General features: G+C 60.8%; 16 protein-coding genes. 10 read left to right on the top strand and 6 right to left on the bottom strand.

Annotation, left to right across the window (positions count from 1 at the left end):
- Positions 1-6: 6 nt before the first annotated feature.
- Positions 7-183 carry a hypothetical protein gene (locus tag AC1ROI_RS08190; RefSeq protein ID WP_010457594.1) on the bottom strand — a complete coding sequence of 59 codons (177 nt, stop codon included), beginning with the start codon at positions 181-183 and terminating at the stop codon, positions 7-9.
- Positions 184-537: 354 nt separating this feature from the next.
- Complete coding sequence (locus tag AC1ROI_RS08185; RefSeq protein ID WP_010457592.1) at positions 538-1,443, bottom strand: LysR family transcriptional regulator; 906 nt, start codon at positions 1,441-1,443, stop codon at positions 538-540.
- A 115-nt stretch (positions 1,444-1,558) separates the two neighbouring features.
- On the opposite strand from AC1ROI_RS08185, the gene AC1ROI_RS08180 reads away from it, so the two are divergent.
- Complete coding sequence (locus AC1ROI_RS08180; protein WP_083375869.1) at positions 1,559-2,446, top strand: MBL fold metallo-hydrolase; 888 nt, start codon at positions 1,559-1,561, stop codon at positions 2,444-2,446.
- Positions 2,447-2,658: 212 nt separating this feature from the next.
- Complete coding sequence (locus AC1ROI_RS08175; protein ID WP_102594715.1) at positions 2,659-3,273, top strand: NAD(P)-dependent oxidoreductase; 615 nt, start codon at positions 2,659-2,661, stop codon at positions 3,271-3,273.
- A gap of 129 nt (positions 3,274-3,402) precedes the next feature.
- Here AC1ROI_RS08175 and AC1ROI_RS08170 read toward each other — a convergent pair whose 3' ends face one another.
- The gene (locus tag AC1ROI_RS08170) at positions 3,403-4,284 is read right to left on the bottom strand and encodes a LysR substrate-binding domain-containing protein (protein ID WP_010457585.1); all 882 of its coding nucleotides are present in this window, start codon (positions 4,282-4,284) and stop codon (positions 3,403-3,405) included.
- Positions 4,285-4,443: 159 nt separating this feature from the next.
- Here AC1ROI_RS08170 and AC1ROI_RS08165 point away from each other — a divergent pair, with 159 nt between their 5' ends.
- The 6 genes from AC1ROI_RS08165 (at position 4,444) to AC1ROI_RS08140 (ending at position 11,866) form a co-directional block, all read left to right on the top strand.
- Entirely contained in the window at positions 4,444-6,081 is a 1,638-nt protein-coding gene (locus tag AC1ROI_RS08165; protein ID WP_077750445.1) for a 5-guanidino-2-oxopentanoate decarboxylase, read from the top strand.
- Positions 6,078-7,526 carry an aldehyde dehydrogenase family protein gene (locus AC1ROI_RS08160; protein ID WP_102594716.1) on the top strand — a complete coding sequence of 483 codons (1,449 nt, stop codon included), beginning with the start codon at positions 6,078-6,080 and terminating at the stop codon, positions 7,524-7,526. Before AC1ROI_RS08165 ends, AC1ROI_RS08160 begins: the two co-directional genes overlap by 4 nt.
- A gap of 217 nt (positions 7,527-7,743) precedes the next feature.
- Positions 7,744-8,847 (top strand): extracellular solute-binding protein, encoded by a 1,104-nt coding sequence (locus tag AC1ROI_RS08155; RefSeq protein WP_010457579.1) that lies wholly within the window; start codon positions 7,744-7,746, stop codon positions 8,845-8,847.
- A gap of 194 nt (positions 8,848-9,041) precedes the next feature.
- Positions 9,042-9,950 carry an ABC transporter permease gene (locus AC1ROI_RS08150; RefSeq protein ID WP_010457577.1) on the top strand — a complete coding sequence of 303 codons (909 nt, stop codon included), beginning with the start codon at positions 9,042-9,044 and terminating at the stop codon, positions 9,948-9,950.
- A complete protein-coding gene (locus tag AC1ROI_RS08145) occupies positions 9,947-10,795 on the top strand; it encodes an ABC transporter permease (RefSeq protein ID WP_010457574.1) in 849 nt (282 codons plus the stop codon). The genes AC1ROI_RS08150 and AC1ROI_RS08145 overlap by 4 nt, the downstream gene beginning before the upstream one ends.
- A 15-nt stretch (positions 10,796-10,810) precedes the next feature.
- On the top strand, positions 10,811-11,866 hold the full coding sequence (locus tag AC1ROI_RS08140; RefSeq protein ID WP_010457573.1) for an ABC transporter ATP-binding protein: 1,056 nt from the start codon (positions 10,811-10,813) through the stop codon (positions 11,864-11,866).
- 153 nt (positions 11,867-12,019) lie between these two features.
- Here AC1ROI_RS08140 and AC1ROI_RS08135 read toward each other — a convergent pair whose 3' ends face one another.
- Positions 12,020-12,949, bottom strand: coding sequence for an AraC family transcriptional regulator (locus AC1ROI_RS08135; protein WP_010457570.1), 930 nt, complete (start codon positions 12,947-12,949; stop codon positions 12,020-12,022).
- Between the two features lie 335 nt (positions 12,950-13,284).
- On the opposite strand from AC1ROI_RS08135, the gene AC1ROI_RS08130 reads away from it, so the two are divergent.
- Together AC1ROI_RS08130 and AC1ROI_RS08125 are read left to right on the top strand one after the other, a co-directional pair.
- Positions 13,285-13,638 (top strand): putative quinol monooxygenase, encoded by a 354-nt coding sequence (locus AC1ROI_RS08130; RefSeq protein ID WP_010457568.1) that lies wholly within the window; start codon positions 13,285-13,287, stop codon positions 13,636-13,638.
- 41 nt (positions 13,639-13,679) lie between these two features.
- Positions 13,680-13,913, top strand: a complete 234-nt coding sequence (locus AC1ROI_RS08125) for a hypothetical protein (protein ID WP_010457565.1) — start codon at positions 13,680-13,682, stop codon at positions 13,911-13,913.
- Here the strand turns inward: AC1ROI_RS08125 and AC1ROI_RS08120 are convergent, their stop codons facing one another.
- On the bottom strand, positions 13,914-14,543 hold the full coding sequence (locus AC1ROI_RS08120; protein WP_010457564.1) for a flavin reductase family protein: 630 nt from the start codon (positions 14,541-14,543) through the stop codon (positions 13,914-13,916).
- Between the two features lie 153 nt (positions 14,544-14,696).
- The gene (locus tag AC1ROI_RS08115) at positions 14,697-16,016 is read right to left on the bottom strand and encodes an MFS transporter (RefSeq protein WP_102594717.1); all 1,320 of its coding nucleotides are present in this window, start codon (positions 16,014-16,016) and stop codon (positions 14,697-14,699) included.
- Positions 16,017-16,285: the final 269 nt, after the last annotated feature.

Below are 16,285 nucleotides of genomic sequence, written 5' to 3'. Positions count from 1 at the left end.
CCTTCGTTACCGAAGGGCGTTGAGGGTCGCGTTGTGGGGAATGCAGCGCTCGAAGTTACAACTCGCGTAGTCGCGGGGCAGTTGTCGCAACTGCTCGACACGCCAGGCGGCGGTGCCATACAGCGCCAGCGTCGCCGCGCAGGTGACGAAAATGGCGAGGTATCTTCTTGTTTTGGTGTTCATGGCGTTGACCTCTGAACGAATACCCTCCGGTATTACTTTGAGCATAGGTCAGCGGGAGTGAGTTGCCAGTGACAGGGCTTTTGTATGTACCCCGACATTCAGAACACTGATACCCCCTGTGGGAGTGCGCCTGCTCGCGATAGCGGAGTGTCAGGCAACAAAGATGTTGGATGTCAGACCGTCATCGCGAGCAGGCTCGCTCCCACAAGGGGAGTGGAGTCGAGCGCAAAGGCTGCGGTATCACCAATCAAACTGTGGGAGCGAGCCTGCTCGCGATAGCGGAGTGCCAGGCAACAGAGATGTTGACTGTCGGACCGTCATCGCGAGCAGGCTCGCTCCCACAAGGGGATGCGATTACAGACCGATATCCCATGCCGGCTCTTCAGGAAACCTGAGCACCAGAAAATCCAGCATGCTGCGTAGCGCCGCCGGCATGTGCTTGCGTGAGGCGTACACCGCGTACACGTTCATCTGCCGGGGCTCGGCGTGTGGCAGCAGGCGGATCAGCTCGCCGCTGTGGATATGCACACCCGCCTGATAACTGGGCAGCATTGCCACCCCCGCACCGGCCATGGTTGCGCGCAGCAATGTGCTGGCTTCGTTGGCGCTGATGTTGCCCTCCACGGGCACCGACACCGGCTCGCCGTTCTCCTCGAAATGCCAGAGGCTTTTGCCGAAGTAGGAGTGGGTCAGGCAGTTGTGCTGGCTCAAGTCCTCGACCCGCTGCGGTGTCGGGTGTTCGCTCAGGTAAGCAGGGGAGGCGCAGATCACCGAGCGGCAGACGGTCAGCCGCCGGGCGATCAGGTTCGGGTCAAGGTCGTTGCTGGTGCGGATCGCCAGGTCGATGCGTTCATCCACCAGGTTCACCGTGCGGTCGAGCATCTGCATGTCGATGCTGACACCGGGGTACCTTTTGACGTAAGCCGCCATGGCATCCGCCAATTGCGCCTGGCCGAACGAGGTGCTGACGCTGATGCGCAGCAAGCCACGTGGCGCCTCGTCCGGCTCGCTGACAGCGGCTTGCATGTCGGTGGACAGGTCGAGCATCTGCCGACACCGGGGCAGAATCTCGCTGCCGGCGGCAGTCAGGCTCAATTTGCGCGTGGTGCGGTGCATCAAACGCGCGCCGACCCAGTCTTCCAGCTCGGCCAGATAACGCGATACCACCGGCCGTGACAGGTCCAGATGATCGGCGGCGGCCGACTGGCTGCCGAGGTCGACCACTGAGACGAACACTCGCATTGCTTGTAGACGATCCATGATTTGCCCGCTTTCAGAAACAAACTATGTTCAAGCATCGCATTTTTTGTACTGAGTCATGCAACTAAGCTCTGTCCCCATCGCCAGACACGGCATTTGGACAACGGAGCAACAGATGATCGGCTTCACCTCTCTCAAGCGCTTTTTGCTGGCCACCGCCACCCTCGGCTTCGCGGCCCACGCGGCTGCGGCATCGACCCTGACCCTGGACGTGTACAACCCGGGCGACAAGGCAATCTTCCCGGTGACCTCGGTTCTGGTCAGCGGTGAGAAAGAAGCGATTCTGGTCGACGCGCAATTCGGCAAGTCCCAGGCCGAACAGGTGGTCGAGAAAATCCGCGCCAGCGGCAAGCAACTGACCACCATCTACATCAGCCACGGTGACCCGGATTACTACTTCGGCCTCGACACCCTGACCGCCGCCTTCCCGAACGCCAAAGTGCTGGCCTCGCAGCCGACCGTGGATCACATCAAGCACACCGTCGACGGCAAACTGGCGTTCTGGGGCCCGAAAATGGGCGCCGACGTGCCGGCCAAAACCATCGTGCCGGGCGTACTCAAGGGTGACAGCCTGATGCTTGAAGGGCAGAAGTTGCAGGTGGTGGGCCTGGACGGCAAGCAGCCGGACCGGACCTTTGTGTGGATCCCGTCGATCAAGGCCGTGGTCGGTGGCGTGGTCGTCGCCGAAAACATCCACGTGTGGATGGCCGACACCCAGACTGCGCAATCCCACACCGATTGGTTGGCTACGCTACATGCCATCGAAACCTTGAAACCGAAAACCATCGTGCCGGGGCATTACCTCGGTGAGAGCGCCCGTTCGCTGGCCGCCGTGCAGTTTACTGCCGATTACATCAAGGCCTTCGACGAAGAAACCCCAAAGGCCAAAGACGCCGCTACGCTGATCGCCGCCATGAAAAAACGCTTCCCGACTTTGGGCGAAGACAGCTCGCTGGAGCTGAGCGCGAAAGTCGCCAAGGGCGAGATGAAGTGGGGTGAATGAGTTTATGTGGCGAGTGGATTAACTGTGGCGAGGGAGCTTGCTCCCGCTGGACCGGGCTGGCGCTCCTGTGCGAAGCGCTCGCCCGCAGTGTTTGAGCCACAGCGCACTCTCAGGTTTTACGACTGCTGCGCAGCCGAACGGGAGCAAGCTCCCTCGCCACAATGTTGGATGCCAAACGAATACGCATGTACTCAAGCCAACTGGAGAACGTCATGAGCAAAATCGCAATCATCGGTGCCACCGGCCGTGCCGGCAGCCAATTGCTGGAAGAAGCCCTGCGTCGGGGTCATAGCGTCACGGCCATTGCCCGCGACACCTCGAAGATCAGCCCGCGTGCCGGTGTGGTTACCAGGAACGTCGATGCCCTTGATGCCCCAGCGTTGCAGGCGGCCGTCGCTGGTCATGACGTGGTCATCAGCGCGGCGCACTTCGCGACCCTTCCCGCCAGCGCGGTGATCGGGCCGGTGAAAAAGGCCGGGGTGAAACGCCTGCTGGTGGTGGGCGGTGCAGGTTCATTGTTGCTGCCGGACGGCACTCGAGTGATCGACAGCAAGGGCTTTCCTGAGGAGTACAAGGCTGAGGCGAGCGCCGGGGCTTTGTTTCTGGAAAACCTGCGTGAGGAACAGGATCTGGACTGGACGTTCCTGTCCCCGTCGGCGGAATTCGTCGAAGGTGAGCGCACCGGGGCGTTTCGGGTGGGCAAGGATGATTTGCTGGTGAGCAGCGAAGGGCGGAGCTGGATTTCGTTCGCCGATTACGCGATTGCGCTGATCGATGAAGTGGAAGCGCCGAAGCATTCGCGTCAGCGGTTCACCGTCGGTTACTGAGTCACTGAAAAACCTGTGGGAGCGAGCCTGCTCGCGATAGCGGTGGGTCATTCAACAAATATGCCGACTGACCCACTGCTATCGCGAGCAGGCTCGCTCCCACAGGGTTATGCGCCAAGTCTTCGGGGCTCAGCGTGACTGAGCCTGCTCCACCAACCACCCCAACAACTCGCGCAACTTCGGCGAAGGCCCGGGTTTTTCCGGGAACACCAGGTAATACGCCAACCCTGTCTTCACCTTCAATTCAAACGGCATGACCAGTCGCCCAGCGCTCAGGTCGTCGCCAATCAACGACCAGTCCCCAATCGCCACGCCAGTCCCTTGGGACGCCATCGACATCGCCAGGTCCAGGGTTTCGAAATGCTGGCCCTTGCCGACATTGCTCAAGCGAATATCGGCGCTGGCCAGCCAGGCTTTCCAGTCGCGTTCATCGCGGGTCGGGTGCAATAGCATGTGTTGTTCCAGATCCTCCGGCGCTTGCAACGGCACCGGCCCCTCGAGGTACGGCCGGGAGCAGACTGGCGTCAGTTGCTCATCGAACAGCCGATGGGACGCCAGTGATGTCTCCGGCGGTACGCCATAGATCACCGCCGCATCGAACTGCTCGCGATGAAAATCCACGCCGTGTTTCACCGTGGTGGTCAGTTCGACCGGTACATCCGGGCGCTCCCTTTGCCACTGCACCAGGCGCGGCAGCAGCCAGCGCATCACGCACGTCGGGGCCTTGAGTTGCAGGGTTTCGCGCTTCTCGCCGATCTGTTCCACCGCCTCGTCGATCAAGCCGAAAATCTGCTGCACCCGTGGCAGCCACTCCCGTCCTTCAGCGGTCAGGCTCAAGCCCCGGGCCTGGCGGATAAACAACTCATAACCCAGATGTTCTTCCAGCCCGGCGATCTGCCGGCTCACCGCGCCTTGGGTGATGTAGAGCTGTTCGGCGGCCCGAGTGAAGTTGCAGCACTGCGCGGTAATCAGAAAAGTGTGCAGCGCCGGCAGGGGAGGCAATCGTTTCATTTGGATCCAAGGTATGACGTGAGGACATGGCTAGTATGACTTTTTATCCATTGTTGCGGCTACGTGTCGCCCGTTCCAATGAGGCCATCCCTGGACCTGCCCACGCATCATAAACACTGCGCAGGCCCGGCGTCTCAAACGAACAAAAAGGGCAAAGACATGGCGACGTGCGGCGAAGTATTGGTCAAGTTACTCGAAGATTACGGGGTCGAGCAGGTGTTCGGCATTCCCGGGGTTCATACCGTGGAGCTGTATCGCGGGCTGGCCCGTTCGAGCATCAACCACGTCACGCCACGTCACGAACAGGGCGCCGGTTTCATGGCCGACGGTTATGCGCGCACCAGTGGCAAACCGGGTGTGTGCTTCATCATTACCGGCCCGGGCATGACCAACATCACCACCGCCATGGGCCAGGCCTACGCCGATTCGATCCCGATGCTGGTGATTTCCAGCGTGCAATCGCGCAGCCAGTTGGGCGGTGGTCGCGGCAAGCTCCACGAGCTGCCGAACCAGAGCGCCTTGGTCGGCGGCGTGGCGGCGTTCTCCCACACCTTGATGTCGGCAGCTGAATTGCCGGGCGTATTGGCCCGCGCCTTTGCTCTGTTCCAGGCCGGCCGTCCACGCCCGGTTCACATCGAAATTCCGCTGGACGTGCTGGTCGAAGAAGCCGATGACCTGCTCGCCAGTCTCCCGGTGAACATCGACCGTGCTGGCGCCTCGCCAAGCGCCATCAGCCGCATGACCGCGCTGCTGGCCGGCGCCAAGCGCCCACTGATTCTCGCGGGTGGCGGTGCCATTGATGCCGCCGCCGAGTTGACCGAGTTGGCCGAACGGCTGGACGCACCCGTGGCCCTGACCATCAATGCCAAAGGCATGCTCGAATCCAGTCACCCGCTGCTGATCGGTTCGACCCAGAGCCTGGTTGCGACCCGTGCCTTGGTCGCCGAGGCCGACGTGGTGCTGGCCATCGGCACCGAACTGGCCGAGACCGATTACGACGTCACGTTTGCCGGCGGTTTCGAGATTCCCGGCGTGCTGCTGCGCGTGGACATCGACCCCGACCAGACCGTGCGCAATTACCCGCCGAAAGTCGCTCTGGTGGCGGACTCGCGTAACGCCGCGCAAGCCTTGCTCAGTGAACTGTCCAAGCACTCGCTGGCCGAGCGTCGCAACGATTGGGGACAAGTCCGCGCGGCACGTCTGCGTGACGACCTCGCCGCCACCTGGGACGCCCCGACCCTGGCCCAGACCCGCTTCCTCGAAACCGTGTTGCACGAATTGCCGGACGCAGTGTTCGTCGGCGATTCGACCCAACCGGTGTACACCGGCAACCTGACCTTCAACCCGGAACGCCCGCGTCGCTGGTTCAATTCGTCCACCGGTTACGGCACCCTCGGTTACGCCTTGCCGGCGGCAATCGGTGCCTGGCTCGGTGGCAGCCTTGAAAACGGTGCGCGTCCTCCGGTGGTATGCCTGATCGGTGACGGCGGCCTGCAATTCACCCTGCCGGAACTGGCCAGCGCCGTTGAAGCGCGCACCCCGGTGATCGTCCTGCTGTGGAATAACCAGGGCTACGAAGAGATCAAGAAATACATGGTCAACCGCGCCATCGAACCGGTGGGCGTGGACATCTACACCCCGGACTTCATCGGTGTGGCCAAGGCGCTGGGCTGTGCGGCGGAAGCGGTCAACGGTGTTGAACAACTGCGCAGCGCCTTGCGCAGCGCCGCCGACCGTCAGGGCCCGACCCTGATTGAAATCGATCAGACCCAGTGGATGAAGGCGGTGTCGAAATGAGTTTCCCTACCACTCTGGACGGCCTGTACATCAACGGCCAATGGTCGGCTGGCAACGAACATCTGCGTGTGATCAACCCGGCGACCGAAGCCCTGTTGACCACCGTGAATGGCGGCGATGAAAAAGCCGTCGATCAAGCGGTCACCGCCGCCACCCAGGCGTTCGGCGAATGGTCGAAAACCACCGGTGCCGAACGCGGCGCGATCCTGCGCAGAATCGCCGCCGGCGTGCAGGCCGGGCGCGACCACTTGATGAAGTTGCAGTCAAGCAACAACGGCAAGCCGCTGTTCGAGGCCGCCATTGACGTCGATGACGTGATCGCGACGTTCGAGTATTACGCCGGTCTTGCCGAAGGCCTCGATGCCAGACAAGACAGCAACATCGAGCTGCCCACCGACGATTTCAGCGCTCGCGTGCGCCGTGAACCGTGCGGCGTGGTCGGCCTGATCGTGCCGTGGAATTTCCCGATGGTCACCACGGCCTGGAAACTCGCCCCAGCCCTGGCGGCCGGTTGCTGCGTGGTGCTCAAACCGTCCGAAGTCACGCCGTTGCCCGAGCTGGAACTGGCGGCGATCGTCGCTGAGGCCGGCTTGCCGGATGGCGTGTTCAACCTGGTCTGCGGCACGGGCCTGGCCGTCGGCGCGCCGCTGTCGGCCGACCCGCGCATCGCCAAAATTTCCTTCACCGGCAGCAATGCGGTCGGTGTGCAGGTCATGCAACGTGCGGCGGAAACCGTCAAAGGCGTGAGCCTGGAACTGGGCGGCAAATCTTCGCTGCTGGTGCTCGCTGACGCCGACATCGAACTGGCGGTTGAAGTGGCTTGTGGCGGCGGTTTCTTCAACGCCGGGCAAATGTGCTCCGCCACCAGCCGCGTGCTGGTCGCTGATGAATTGGCAGATGAGTTCCTCATCCGATTGAAGGCCCGCGCCGAAGCCATTCGCGTCGCCGACCCGTTCGACCCGAACGTGGAAATGGGCGCGCTGGTCAATCAGGCGCAATACCAGCGTGTGCTGGGCCACATCGATCGCGGTTTGAGCGCCGGGGCCAAGCTGGTTTGCGGCGGTAATCGCCCTGCAGACCTGCCCCGCGGCTATTTTTTGCAGCCGACGATTTTCACCGAAGTGCCCCAGGGCAGTGCGTTGTGGTGTGAAGAGATTTTCGGCCCGGTGATCTGCGTGCGCAGTTTCGCCACCGAAGCCGAAGCGATTGCCCTGGCCAACGACAGCCAGTTTGGTTTGGTGGCCAGCGTGGTAACTCGCGACAACGAAGCCGCGGATCGGGTCGCCAACGCCTTGCAGGCGGGACTGGTGTGGATCAACGCGCCGCAAGTGATCTTCCCGCAGACCGCTTGGGGTGGCTACAAACAGAGCAGCATCGGCCGTGAATTGGGGCCGTGGGGCTTGCAGGCTTTCCAGGAAATCAAACACGTGATTCGCGCCGTCTGAAGGCACGAAACAGGTGAGTGCATGCCTCGTATCGAGGCATGCACTGGTGTCATGGCTTCGATGAGTTTTTATCGATAGTCAGGTGTTTTGCACGACCTCAGGATGAACTCACTGGTTCAGCCAAACCCCCGAAAATACGAGGGAAAACGCTGATCCGACTGCGCGGATGCAACAGTTTCGACCTGCCTTATACCTACAAAAACAAAGGGAGTCCGTAATGGGCGAACATGATCTGAACAGACGTCAATTCATCAAAACCGTGGGCGTGGCGTCCGTAGCCGCGGCGGCCATGAGTTTGCCCTTCGTCAAGGCCAATGCCAGCGACACGCGCTTCCAGGGCAAGACCCTGCGCCTGTTGACCTGGTCCGACGACACCGGCCTGGCTGCACTGCGTAACATCGCGGCCACCTTCGAAGACAAATATGGTTGCAAGGTCATCGCTGACCGCACCGGCAGCACCTCGGAAATGGTCGCCAAACTCAAGGCCGCCGGTGATCGTCCGCAGTACGACATCATCACCCTGGCCGGCGTCGGCGCCGAAGGTCTGGCAGCAGCCAATCTGCTGGAAAAACCAGACCTCAACCGCATTCCCAACCTGGTCGACGTACCGGAGAAATACCGTACCGGCGCTAACGGTCACGGCATCGGTTACCTGCTGTGGTGCAACAGCCTCGTCTACAGCACCCGCACCATCAAGGAAGCACCGGACAGTTACGCCGCCCTGTGGGACGCCGAGCTGTCGCCGAACATCTTCCTGCCGCCGCCGAACTGGACCGAAGCGATGGACCTGATCATCATCGCCGCCAAACTGGCCGGGGGTGACGAGCACAACATCGAGCCGGGCTTCAAGAAACTCGCCGAGCTGAAAGACCGTGTGGTCACCCTGGGTGAAAACCCGAACCAGATCGCCGAATTGTTCCGCACCGGTTCCCTGGACATGGGCGGCCTGTACGCACCGGCGTTCTTCCCGAAACAGATCCGCGATCCGGCCTATGGCCTGGGCGCTACGTTCGGGATGAAGGAAGGTTTCTACACCGACCTGATGCTCTCGGTGATGCCGAAGAACCGTCCGGGCGATACCGACCTGACCTACGCCTTCATCAACCACTCTCTGGACCCGCTGGTGCAGGGCAAGATGGCCGAGGACATCTACAACGGCCCGGTCAACGCCAAGGCGATCATCTCCGCCGAAGCGCGCAAGAGCCCTTACATCCTCACGCCGGAGCAGATTGCCGAGAAGGCGATCATGCACGACAACGCCTTCCTGGCCTCCGTGCATGACCAATGGATTCGTCGTTACACGGAAATCTTTTCTTCCTGATTGAGTGGCGAACACAAGATCTTCAACCACTGAAGATTCCCTGTGGGAGTGAGCCTGCTCGCGAATGCGGTCTGACATTCACCATTGATGTCGACTGATGGATCGCTTTCGCGAGCAGGCTCGCTCCCACAGGGGGCTGATGTGGTTTTGAGGGCTGTGTTTGTCAGCTGCTTTCCATTGACGAGACCTTTGCTATGGAACACCAACCTCTGACTCATCCGGTCGCCGCCGCTCCCGTGCGTGCCAATCGGGGTGTTTCGCCGACGGCGCGTGCGTGGTTTTTCCTCTCGCCCTCGATGCTGTTTCTGGGCGTGCTGATTGCCGCCAGCCTGCTGGTACTGCGCATGAGCGTGGGCACCAAAGGCGCAGAGTGGACCGGGTTCAGCCTGGCCAGTTATGCCCAATTGCTCGAACCCTATTACCTCAAATCCTTGCTGCTGACCCTGCGTCTGGCGCTGATCAGCGCGGTGATCGCGGTGTTGCTGGCGATCCCGGTGGCCTACACCATGTCGCGCCTGACCTCGCCATTCGTGCGACGGATCTTCCTCGCGGCGGTGCTGCTGCCGTTGCTGGTCAACCTGCTGCTGCAAAGCTACGGCTGGCTGGTGATTCTCGGCCCTGGCGGCATGCTCAATCAGGCACTGATGGGCCTGGGCCTGATCAAGCGACCGATCATGCTGCTCTACAACCAGAACGGCGTGTTGATGGGCCTGGTGCAAACCGCGTTCCCGTTGGCCGTGCTGCCGATTGCCAGCGCCATGCGCGGCGTCGCCCGCACTTACGAAGAAGCCGCCGCCACCCTGGGGGCAAGTCGCTTCCAGGTGTTCCGCCAAGTGGTGCTGCCGATGAGCATGCCGGGGATCATCACCGGCGCGACGTTGGTGTTTGCCTACAACGCCAGCAGTTTTGTGGTGCCGTTGTTGCTCGGCGGTCGGCGCGTGCCGATGCTGGCGGTGATGGTGCATGACCAGATCGCCCCGCTGATGAACTGGCCCGCCGCGTCCGCTGCCGGTGTGGTGCTGATTGTCACCACGCTGGCGATCATGACCTTGTCCGAATTCATCACTGGCCGTCGTCGGCGCATGCTGGAGGCTTCCCAATGAGCACGTTGACCAAGAAACGTTATGGGCTGCTGCCCGGTGAGACCGGCAAGTTTGCCGGCATTCTCTCGGGCTTCATCCTGCTGCTGGCGGTGTTGCCGATCCTGACCATGATCGTCATGTCGTTCAGCGGCGCATCGAACCTCGACTTCCCGCCGAGCAGTTACAGCCTGCAATGGTACAAGGCGGCCTGGCACACCTTTGTGTCGCCCGATGCCAGCGATGTGCTGAGCCTGGGCAAAGCCATGACCACCAGCCTGATGGTGGCGTGCCTGACCATGGTCTTCGCCACCATTGTGGCGGTGCCGGCGGCTTACGCGCTGACCCGTTGCGAGTTCCGTGGCAAGGCCGTGGCGCTGCAACTGATGTCGCTGCCGCTGGTGTTTCCGATGGTGGTGCTTGGACTGGCATTGCTGCTGGTGTTCGACAGCCTGCCGTTCCAGATGACCACCTCGCGGCTGGTGATTGCCCACGTGATCCTGGCCCTGCCGTTCGTGGTGAAGAACTGTACCGCCGCGATGCTCTCCATCGGCAGCGAAGTCGAAGAGGCCGCGCAAATGCTTGGAGCTTCACCGCTGCGGGCGATTATCGATGTGGTGGTGCCGTTGATGAAGTCGGGGATTCTGGCGGGCATGCTGCTGGCGTTCATCGTCTCGTTCAACGAATTCACCGTGACCTATTTCCTCTACACCATCGATGTGATGACAGTGCCGATCTGGATGTACAGCCGCACCGTGTCGTCGCTCGACCCCACCGTATTTTCGTTTGCCGTGCTGATCGTGCTGATCGACTTCGTCCTGATCTGGGCGCTGGAGAAGCTGGTCGGTGAAGGTGGCGTTTCGTTCTGATTCTTGAGGTGATTTATGTCTGGTCTGATTCTGGAAAACGTCGAGAAACATTACGGCTCGGCCTGCGCGGTAAAGGATGTAAACCTGCATTTGCCGGAAGGCAAACTGGTGTGTTTCCTCGGTCCGTCGGGCTGTGGTAAAACCACCCTGCTGCGGATGATCGCCGGGCTTGAGACCCTGAGCGGCGGCGAAATTCGCCTGGACGGTGAAGACATCGGCCACACCCCGGCGCATCAGCGCAACTTCGGCATGGTGTTCCAGTCCCTGGCGCTGTTCCCGCACATGACGGTGGGGGAGAACATCGCCTATCCGCTGAAACTGCGCGGGGTCAGCAAGGCTGACCAGCAGGCGCGGGTGGTGGAGTTGCTGGAATTAATTCAGCTGAGCGAGATGATTGATCGCCCGGTGGCCAAACTCTCCGGCGGTCAACGCCAGCGCGTGGCGATTGCCCGGGCGATTGCCAACCACCCGAAAATCCTCCTGCTGGATGAACCGCTGTCGGCGCTCGACGCCAAGCTGCGCGAATCGATGCAGGTGGAAATTCGTCAGTTACAGCAACGCCTGAACATCACCACGATCATGGTGACCCACGACCAGCGTGAAGCCATGACCATGGCCGATATCGTGGTGGTGCTGGGTGAGCATCGGGTGCAGCAGGTGGGGTCGCCGATTGAAATCTACCGGCACCCGGCCAACGAATTTGTCGCCGACTTTATCGGCTCGGGCAACATCTTCCCCGCCACGGCGCTGGGCAACGGCAAGGTCGGGTTGCCGGGGGGCGCCGCGCTGGAAGTGCCGATTTGCAGCAGCATTGTGGTGGGGGAGAAGGTGAAGATGCTGATTCGTCCTGAAGACCTGCAACTGTCGCACCCGCAGGCCACGGCGGGAAATCGGTTGCTCGGTACGGTGACGTTCGTGCGCGATATCGGCGCGACGATTGAAACGACGGTGGAGTGTTCCGGGGTTTCATTTACGGCGCTGAGCACGCCGTGTCAGGGGTTTGGTTTGAGCATTGGCAACCCGGTGTCGGTGACCTTGCCGGCTGAGGCGTGCCGCGTACTCGGCGCCTGACACTAGAATTGGGTTGGCTGTACTGGCCCCATCGCGAGCAGGCTCACTCCTACAGTGGATCTCCTGTGAACACAGAATTTGTGAACACCCCAGATCAAATGTGGGAGCGAGCCTGCTCGCGATAGGGCCGGCAAAACCAGCACAAAAATCAGATCAAACCGACAACCGCAACCGCGCCAGATCCCTTAACGGCGGTGCCCCAAACAACCGGCTATATTCCCGGCTGAATTGCGACGGGCTTTCATACCCCACCCGATACCCCGCCGCCGAAGCCTCAAGCCCTTCGGCCAGCATCAACCGCCGCGCTTCCTGCAAGCGCAGTTGCTTCTGATACTGCAGCGGACTCATCGCCGTCATCGCCTTGAACCGGTGATGCAACGTCGAGACGCTCAGGTTCACTTCCTTCGCCAGATCATCGATGCGCAGTGGTTGCTCATAGTTGCCGTTAAGCCACTTGATCGCCTGGCTGATGCGGTGGCTCTGGCTATTGGCAATCGCAATCTCATACAGCCGATGGCCCTGCTGACTGCGCAACAACCGATAAAGAATCTCCCGGCGAATCAGCGGTGCGAGCATGGCGATGTCTTTCGGGGTATCGAGCAAACGCGCCAGACGCAACACCGCGTCGAGCATCGCCGTATCGATCCGTTCGACATATAAGCCGCGTCCTGTGGGACGGGTCGGTACGCCCAAAGGGCCCGCGTCGGCAATCAGCGCGGTGATTTCAGCCGGATCAATATCCAGTCGCACCGCGAGAATCGGTTCTTGCGACGTAACGTTCACCACCCGCCCGCTCAACGGCATCGAAACCGACACCACCAGGTAATTCAGCGGGTCGTAATTAAAGTATTCGTCGGCCAGCCTGACCTCTTTTCGCCCCTGCGCCATGATGCACAGCGCGGGTTGGGCCAGCACTGGGGCAAATTCATGGGACTTGCAGTGTTTGGACATGAACAGCGAGCCGACGGCAGTGGCATAAGTGCCATCATCCGTGGTGTTGCGCCGGATGATAGTGGCCAGTTCAGCGCGCTGTTTCTCCATGTCGGCATCCAGCGGGGCTTGAAAGTGATCGAACGACGACATGCCGGGCATCCTCGTTGAGGCGTTGGTAATGAGGCCAGCTTAAGTTTGTGCAAGACAGAGCGGTAGACACATCCTGCCTCAAGCTTGCCTGATTCTGCATCGAGTGGATCAGCGGTGCCTCTATGGCTGCTGCAACTCAGGGAAACTTGCTTGAAAGCCGAGTTTTGTTGGTACGAACGCTTTTACAGGTTGTTACAGGTTTATCGAAACGCCGCGCAGGATTGTGCAACAAGCCGGCAGGAATCGACTAACCGCGCTTCCCCCTGCGCGCTTAACCTTTGATCCTGTCGCAGCCCGTCCCCCGGCTGCCACTCGACTCCCTGGGAGGGTTGAACATGTCTACGCAGATCCCCGTCAGTCACATGGCTTTTGTTCGTGCCCGCGCCGGGCGTTCGGCAGAACTCGGTGCGCGCCTGAGCGCCTTGATCGAGCCGTCCCGCAGCGCGCCGGGTTGCCTGAGTTTTTCCCTGCAGCATTCGCAATGCGATCCGGAGTTGTGGCTGGTGTCCGGTTTCTGGGCGAATCAGCAAGCGATGACGGCCTATTTCGGCACCCCGGCGATGGAGATTTTCGCCGAGCTGGTGCAGGAGTTGGTGGTCAACAGCCTGGATTTTCATACCTTCAAGGACGTGTCGGCCGACCAGGCGCGGGGGCAGTCCGGGTCGTGGGTACACAAAATGGCGGGTTGAGGGTTTAATGGCTGCATTCTCAATCAGCCAGGATCCGCGACATGGCACGTAAAGCCTTTGAAACCTTCGAAGCTGTATCCGCTGTAATGCCCCGTGAGGGTGGCGGTTATTTCGCGGCGATAGCCACCAAAGCCATCGGCGGTTCCGGTGCGCCGCGCTTCAACAAACTATTGGAAGACCAGACATTCACCACCGCTACCTCGGCGGACGAAGCCGCCGCGATGCAGTTGACTCACCTCAAGGGCGTCGACGAAGAGGGCGGGCTGCTCTGGTAATCACTTGACCGCCCCCGGGCGCCACATTTTGAACAATGCCTCTGGCCCCAGCTGAAAGTAATCCGCTGGCCCGCCGCCGCGCAGAATCGGTTCTGCCGCGGCGGTGTCGTACACCCCGTCTTTCAACAGCCACTTGGCGATATGCACGGCGACCACTTCGCCCAGAATCAGCCAGCTCGGCACCACGTTCCCGTCCGCCCGCTGCAACTGAATGATCTGCGTGACCTTGCACTCGAAGGACACCGGGCTTTCGGCGACCCGTGGCACTTGAATGACTTTCGAGGCGACCGGGGTCAGGCCAGACAGCTCGAACTCGTTGACCTCGGGCGGGACCATGGCGCAGCTCTGGTTCATCTGCTCGGCCAGTGGCCGGGTGGCCAGGTTCCAGGCGAACTCGCCCGTCTGCTCGATGTTGTTCAGGCTGTCTTTACGGCCGACGCTGGAAAACCCGATGATCGGCGGAATGTAATTGAAGGCGTTGAAGAAGCTGTAAGGCGCCAGGTTCAAGCGGCCGTTGGCGTCTTGGGAGGAAATCCAGCCGATAGGGCGCGGGCCGACGATGGCGTTGAACGGGTCATGCGGCAGGCCGTGGCCGTTGGCGGGTTCGTAGAAGTGGATGTCGTCGGGCATGGCATATATTCCGGGAGGCTCGGGAGGCAGTCATGGTGCAAGGACGAACGGATAATTTCCAGCGATGAGATTCAAATACGGGTTTTGTGTCGGTTGCAAACAAAAGGGGCAGACCCGTTAAGGTCTGCCCCTGTTTTTATTGCGCGGGCTGACTCAGTCCGTCTCGATCCGCGAATGCTTGCGGGTGTCTTTCATGGTGATGTACACCAGCAACGACACGGCAATACACGCCGTCACGTACCAGTAGTAACCGGTTTCCATGCCGATGCTCTTGAACCACAGTGCGATGTATTCAGCGGTGCCGCCGAAGATCGATACGGTCAGCGCATACGGCAGGCCGACGCCCAGTGCACGGATTTCGGTCGGGAACAGTTCGGCCTTCACCACCGCGTTGATCGAGGTGTAGCCGCTGACGATGATCAGCGCCGCCATGATCAGGAAGAACGCACCCCACCAGGATTGAATGGTGTGCAGGGTGGTCAGGATCGGCACGGTGAACAACGTCCCGAGCACGCCGAAGGCGATCAGGATCGGACGACGACCGATCTTATCCGACAAGCCGCCGATGATCGGTTGCAGGCACATGAACAGGAACAGCGTGGCGGCGGAAATGGTGGTGGAGTCGGAGATGCTCATGCCGACGGTGTTCACCAGGTATTTCTGCATGTACGTGGTGTAGGTGTAGAACGCCAGGGTGCCGCCCATGGTCAGGCCGACCACGGTCATCAGTTCCTTGGGGTGGCGCATCAAGGTGCGCATTGCGCTTTCCTTGGCCTTTTCTTTCTTGGTGAACGACTCGGTTTCTTCCATGCCACGACGCAGGTACAGCGCGACCACGGCACACAGCGCGCCGATGGCGAACGGGATGCGCCAGCCCCAGGCGTACAGCTCTTCGGTGGTCAGGACTTGTTGCAGCACGATCAACACCGCCAAGGCGATGAGCTGACCCGAAATCAGGGTCACGTACTGGAAGCTGGAGTAGAAGCCGCGACGATCCTTGGTCGCCATCTCGCTGAGGTAGGTGGCCGAGGTGCCGTACTCGCCACCGACCGACAGGCCTTGCAGCAGGCGGGCGAAAATCAGCAGGATCGGTGCGCCGATGCCGATGGTTTCATATCCGGGGCTCAGGGCAATCAGTAACGAGCCGAAACACATCAGGTACACCGAAGCCATCAATGCTTTCTTGCGACCGGCCTTGTCGGCGTACAGGCCCATCAGCCACCCACCGATCGGGCGCATCAGGAAGCCCACGGCGAAGATCGCGGCGGTGTTGAGCAGTTGTGCGGTGGTGTCGCCTTTGGGAAAAAAGGCCTTGGCGAAATACAGGGAGAAGGCAGCGTAGACGTACCAGTCGTACCACTCGACCATGTTGCCGACAGAGCCGCTGAAGATCGACTTGATGCGACTGGCGGTGGTTCTTTCTTTGGCGGGCACGGCAGCCGACCCAAGGGGCAGGGCGTTGGAGTTATCCATTGAAGGATCCTTCGTTTAATTGTTTTTGTGGAGCGCGTTGAAACGCAGCCTGCATGGGCTATAGCAGGAGGTGTGCCAGATCAAGGAGGGCTGGTTTAGAGGGGTTGCGGGGATTGAGTGAGCGGAAATCCGCTTATGCCGGGCTGGGCGTGAGCGGAAAATTGCTTATCAGGCTCGTGGATGTGCGTTGTTTGCATTGGCCTCTTCGCGGGCAAGCCTCGCTCCTACGGTATTTGTGTCGCTCGACAATATTGCAAACGACGCAAACC

Source organism: Pseudomonas sp. GW823-FHT02C02 (genome assembly GCF_058797635.1).
Note: the sequence above shows the minus strand (reverse complement) of the source record. Positions and strands in the feature narration are given on the sequence as shown.

What these genes read in the sequence shown, in the direction of transcription:
- AC1ROI_RS08190 (WP_010457594.1), bottom strand. Translation starts at nt 183, where the DNA reads ATGAACACCAAAACAAGAAGATACCTCGCCATTTTCGTCACCTGCGCG.
- AC1ROI_RS08185 (WP_010457592.1), bottom strand. Translation starts at nt 1,443, where the DNA reads ATGGATCGTCTACAAGCAATGCGAGTGTTCGTCTCAGTGGTCGACCTC.
- AC1ROI_RS08180 (WP_083375869.1), top strand. Translation starts at nt 1,559, where the DNA reads ATGATCGGCTTCACCTCTCTCAAGCGCTTTTTGCTGGCCACCGCCACC.
- AC1ROI_RS08175 (WP_102594715.1), top strand. Translation starts at nt 2,659, where the DNA reads ATGAGCAAAATCGCAATCATCGGTGCCACCGGCCGTGCCGGCAGCCAA.
- AC1ROI_RS08170 (WP_010457585.1), bottom strand. Translation starts at nt 4,284, where the DNA reads ATGAAACGATTGCCTCCCCTGCCGGCGCTGCACACTTTTCTGATTACC.
- AC1ROI_RS08165 (WP_077750445.1), top strand. Translation starts at nt 4,444, where the DNA reads ATGGCGACGTGCGGCGAAGTATTGGTCAAGTTACTCGAAGATTACGGG.
- AC1ROI_RS08160 (WP_102594716.1), top strand. Translation starts at nt 6,078, where the DNA reads ATGAGTTTCCCTACCACTCTGGACGGCCTGTACATCAACGGCCAATGG.
- AC1ROI_RS08155 (WP_010457579.1), top strand. Translation starts at nt 7,744, where the DNA reads ATGGGCGAACATGATCTGAACAGACGTCAATTCATCAAAACCGTGGGC.
- AC1ROI_RS08150 (WP_010457577.1), top strand. Translation starts at nt 9,042, where the DNA reads ATGGAACACCAACCTCTGACTCATCCGGTCGCCGCCGCTCCCGTGCGT.
- AC1ROI_RS08145 (WP_010457574.1), top strand. Translation starts at nt 9,947, where the DNA reads ATGAGCACGTTGACCAAGAAACGTTATGGGCTGCTGCCCGGTGAGACC.
- AC1ROI_RS08140 (WP_010457573.1), top strand. Translation starts at nt 10,811, where the DNA reads ATGTCTGGTCTGATTCTGGAAAACGTCGAGAAACATTACGGCTCGGCC.
- AC1ROI_RS08135 (WP_010457570.1), bottom strand. Translation starts at nt 12,949, where the DNA reads ATGTCGTCGTTCGATCACTTTCAAGCCCCGCTGGATGCCGACATGGAG.
- AC1ROI_RS08130 (WP_010457568.1), top strand. Translation starts at nt 13,285, where the DNA reads ATGTCTACGCAGATCCCCGTCAGTCACATGGCTTTTGTTCGTGCCCGC.
- AC1ROI_RS08125 (WP_010457565.1), top strand. Translation starts at nt 13,680, where the DNA reads ATGGCACGTAAAGCCTTTGAAACCTTCGAAGCTGTATCCGCTGTAATG.
- AC1ROI_RS08120 (WP_010457564.1), bottom strand. Translation starts at nt 14,543, where the DNA reads ATGCCCGACGACATCCACTTCTACGAACCCGCCAACGGCCACGGCCTG.
- AC1ROI_RS08115 (WP_102594717.1), bottom strand. Translation starts at nt 16,016, where the DNA reads ATGGATAACTCCAACGCCCTGCCCCTTGGGTCGGCTGCCGTGCCCGCC.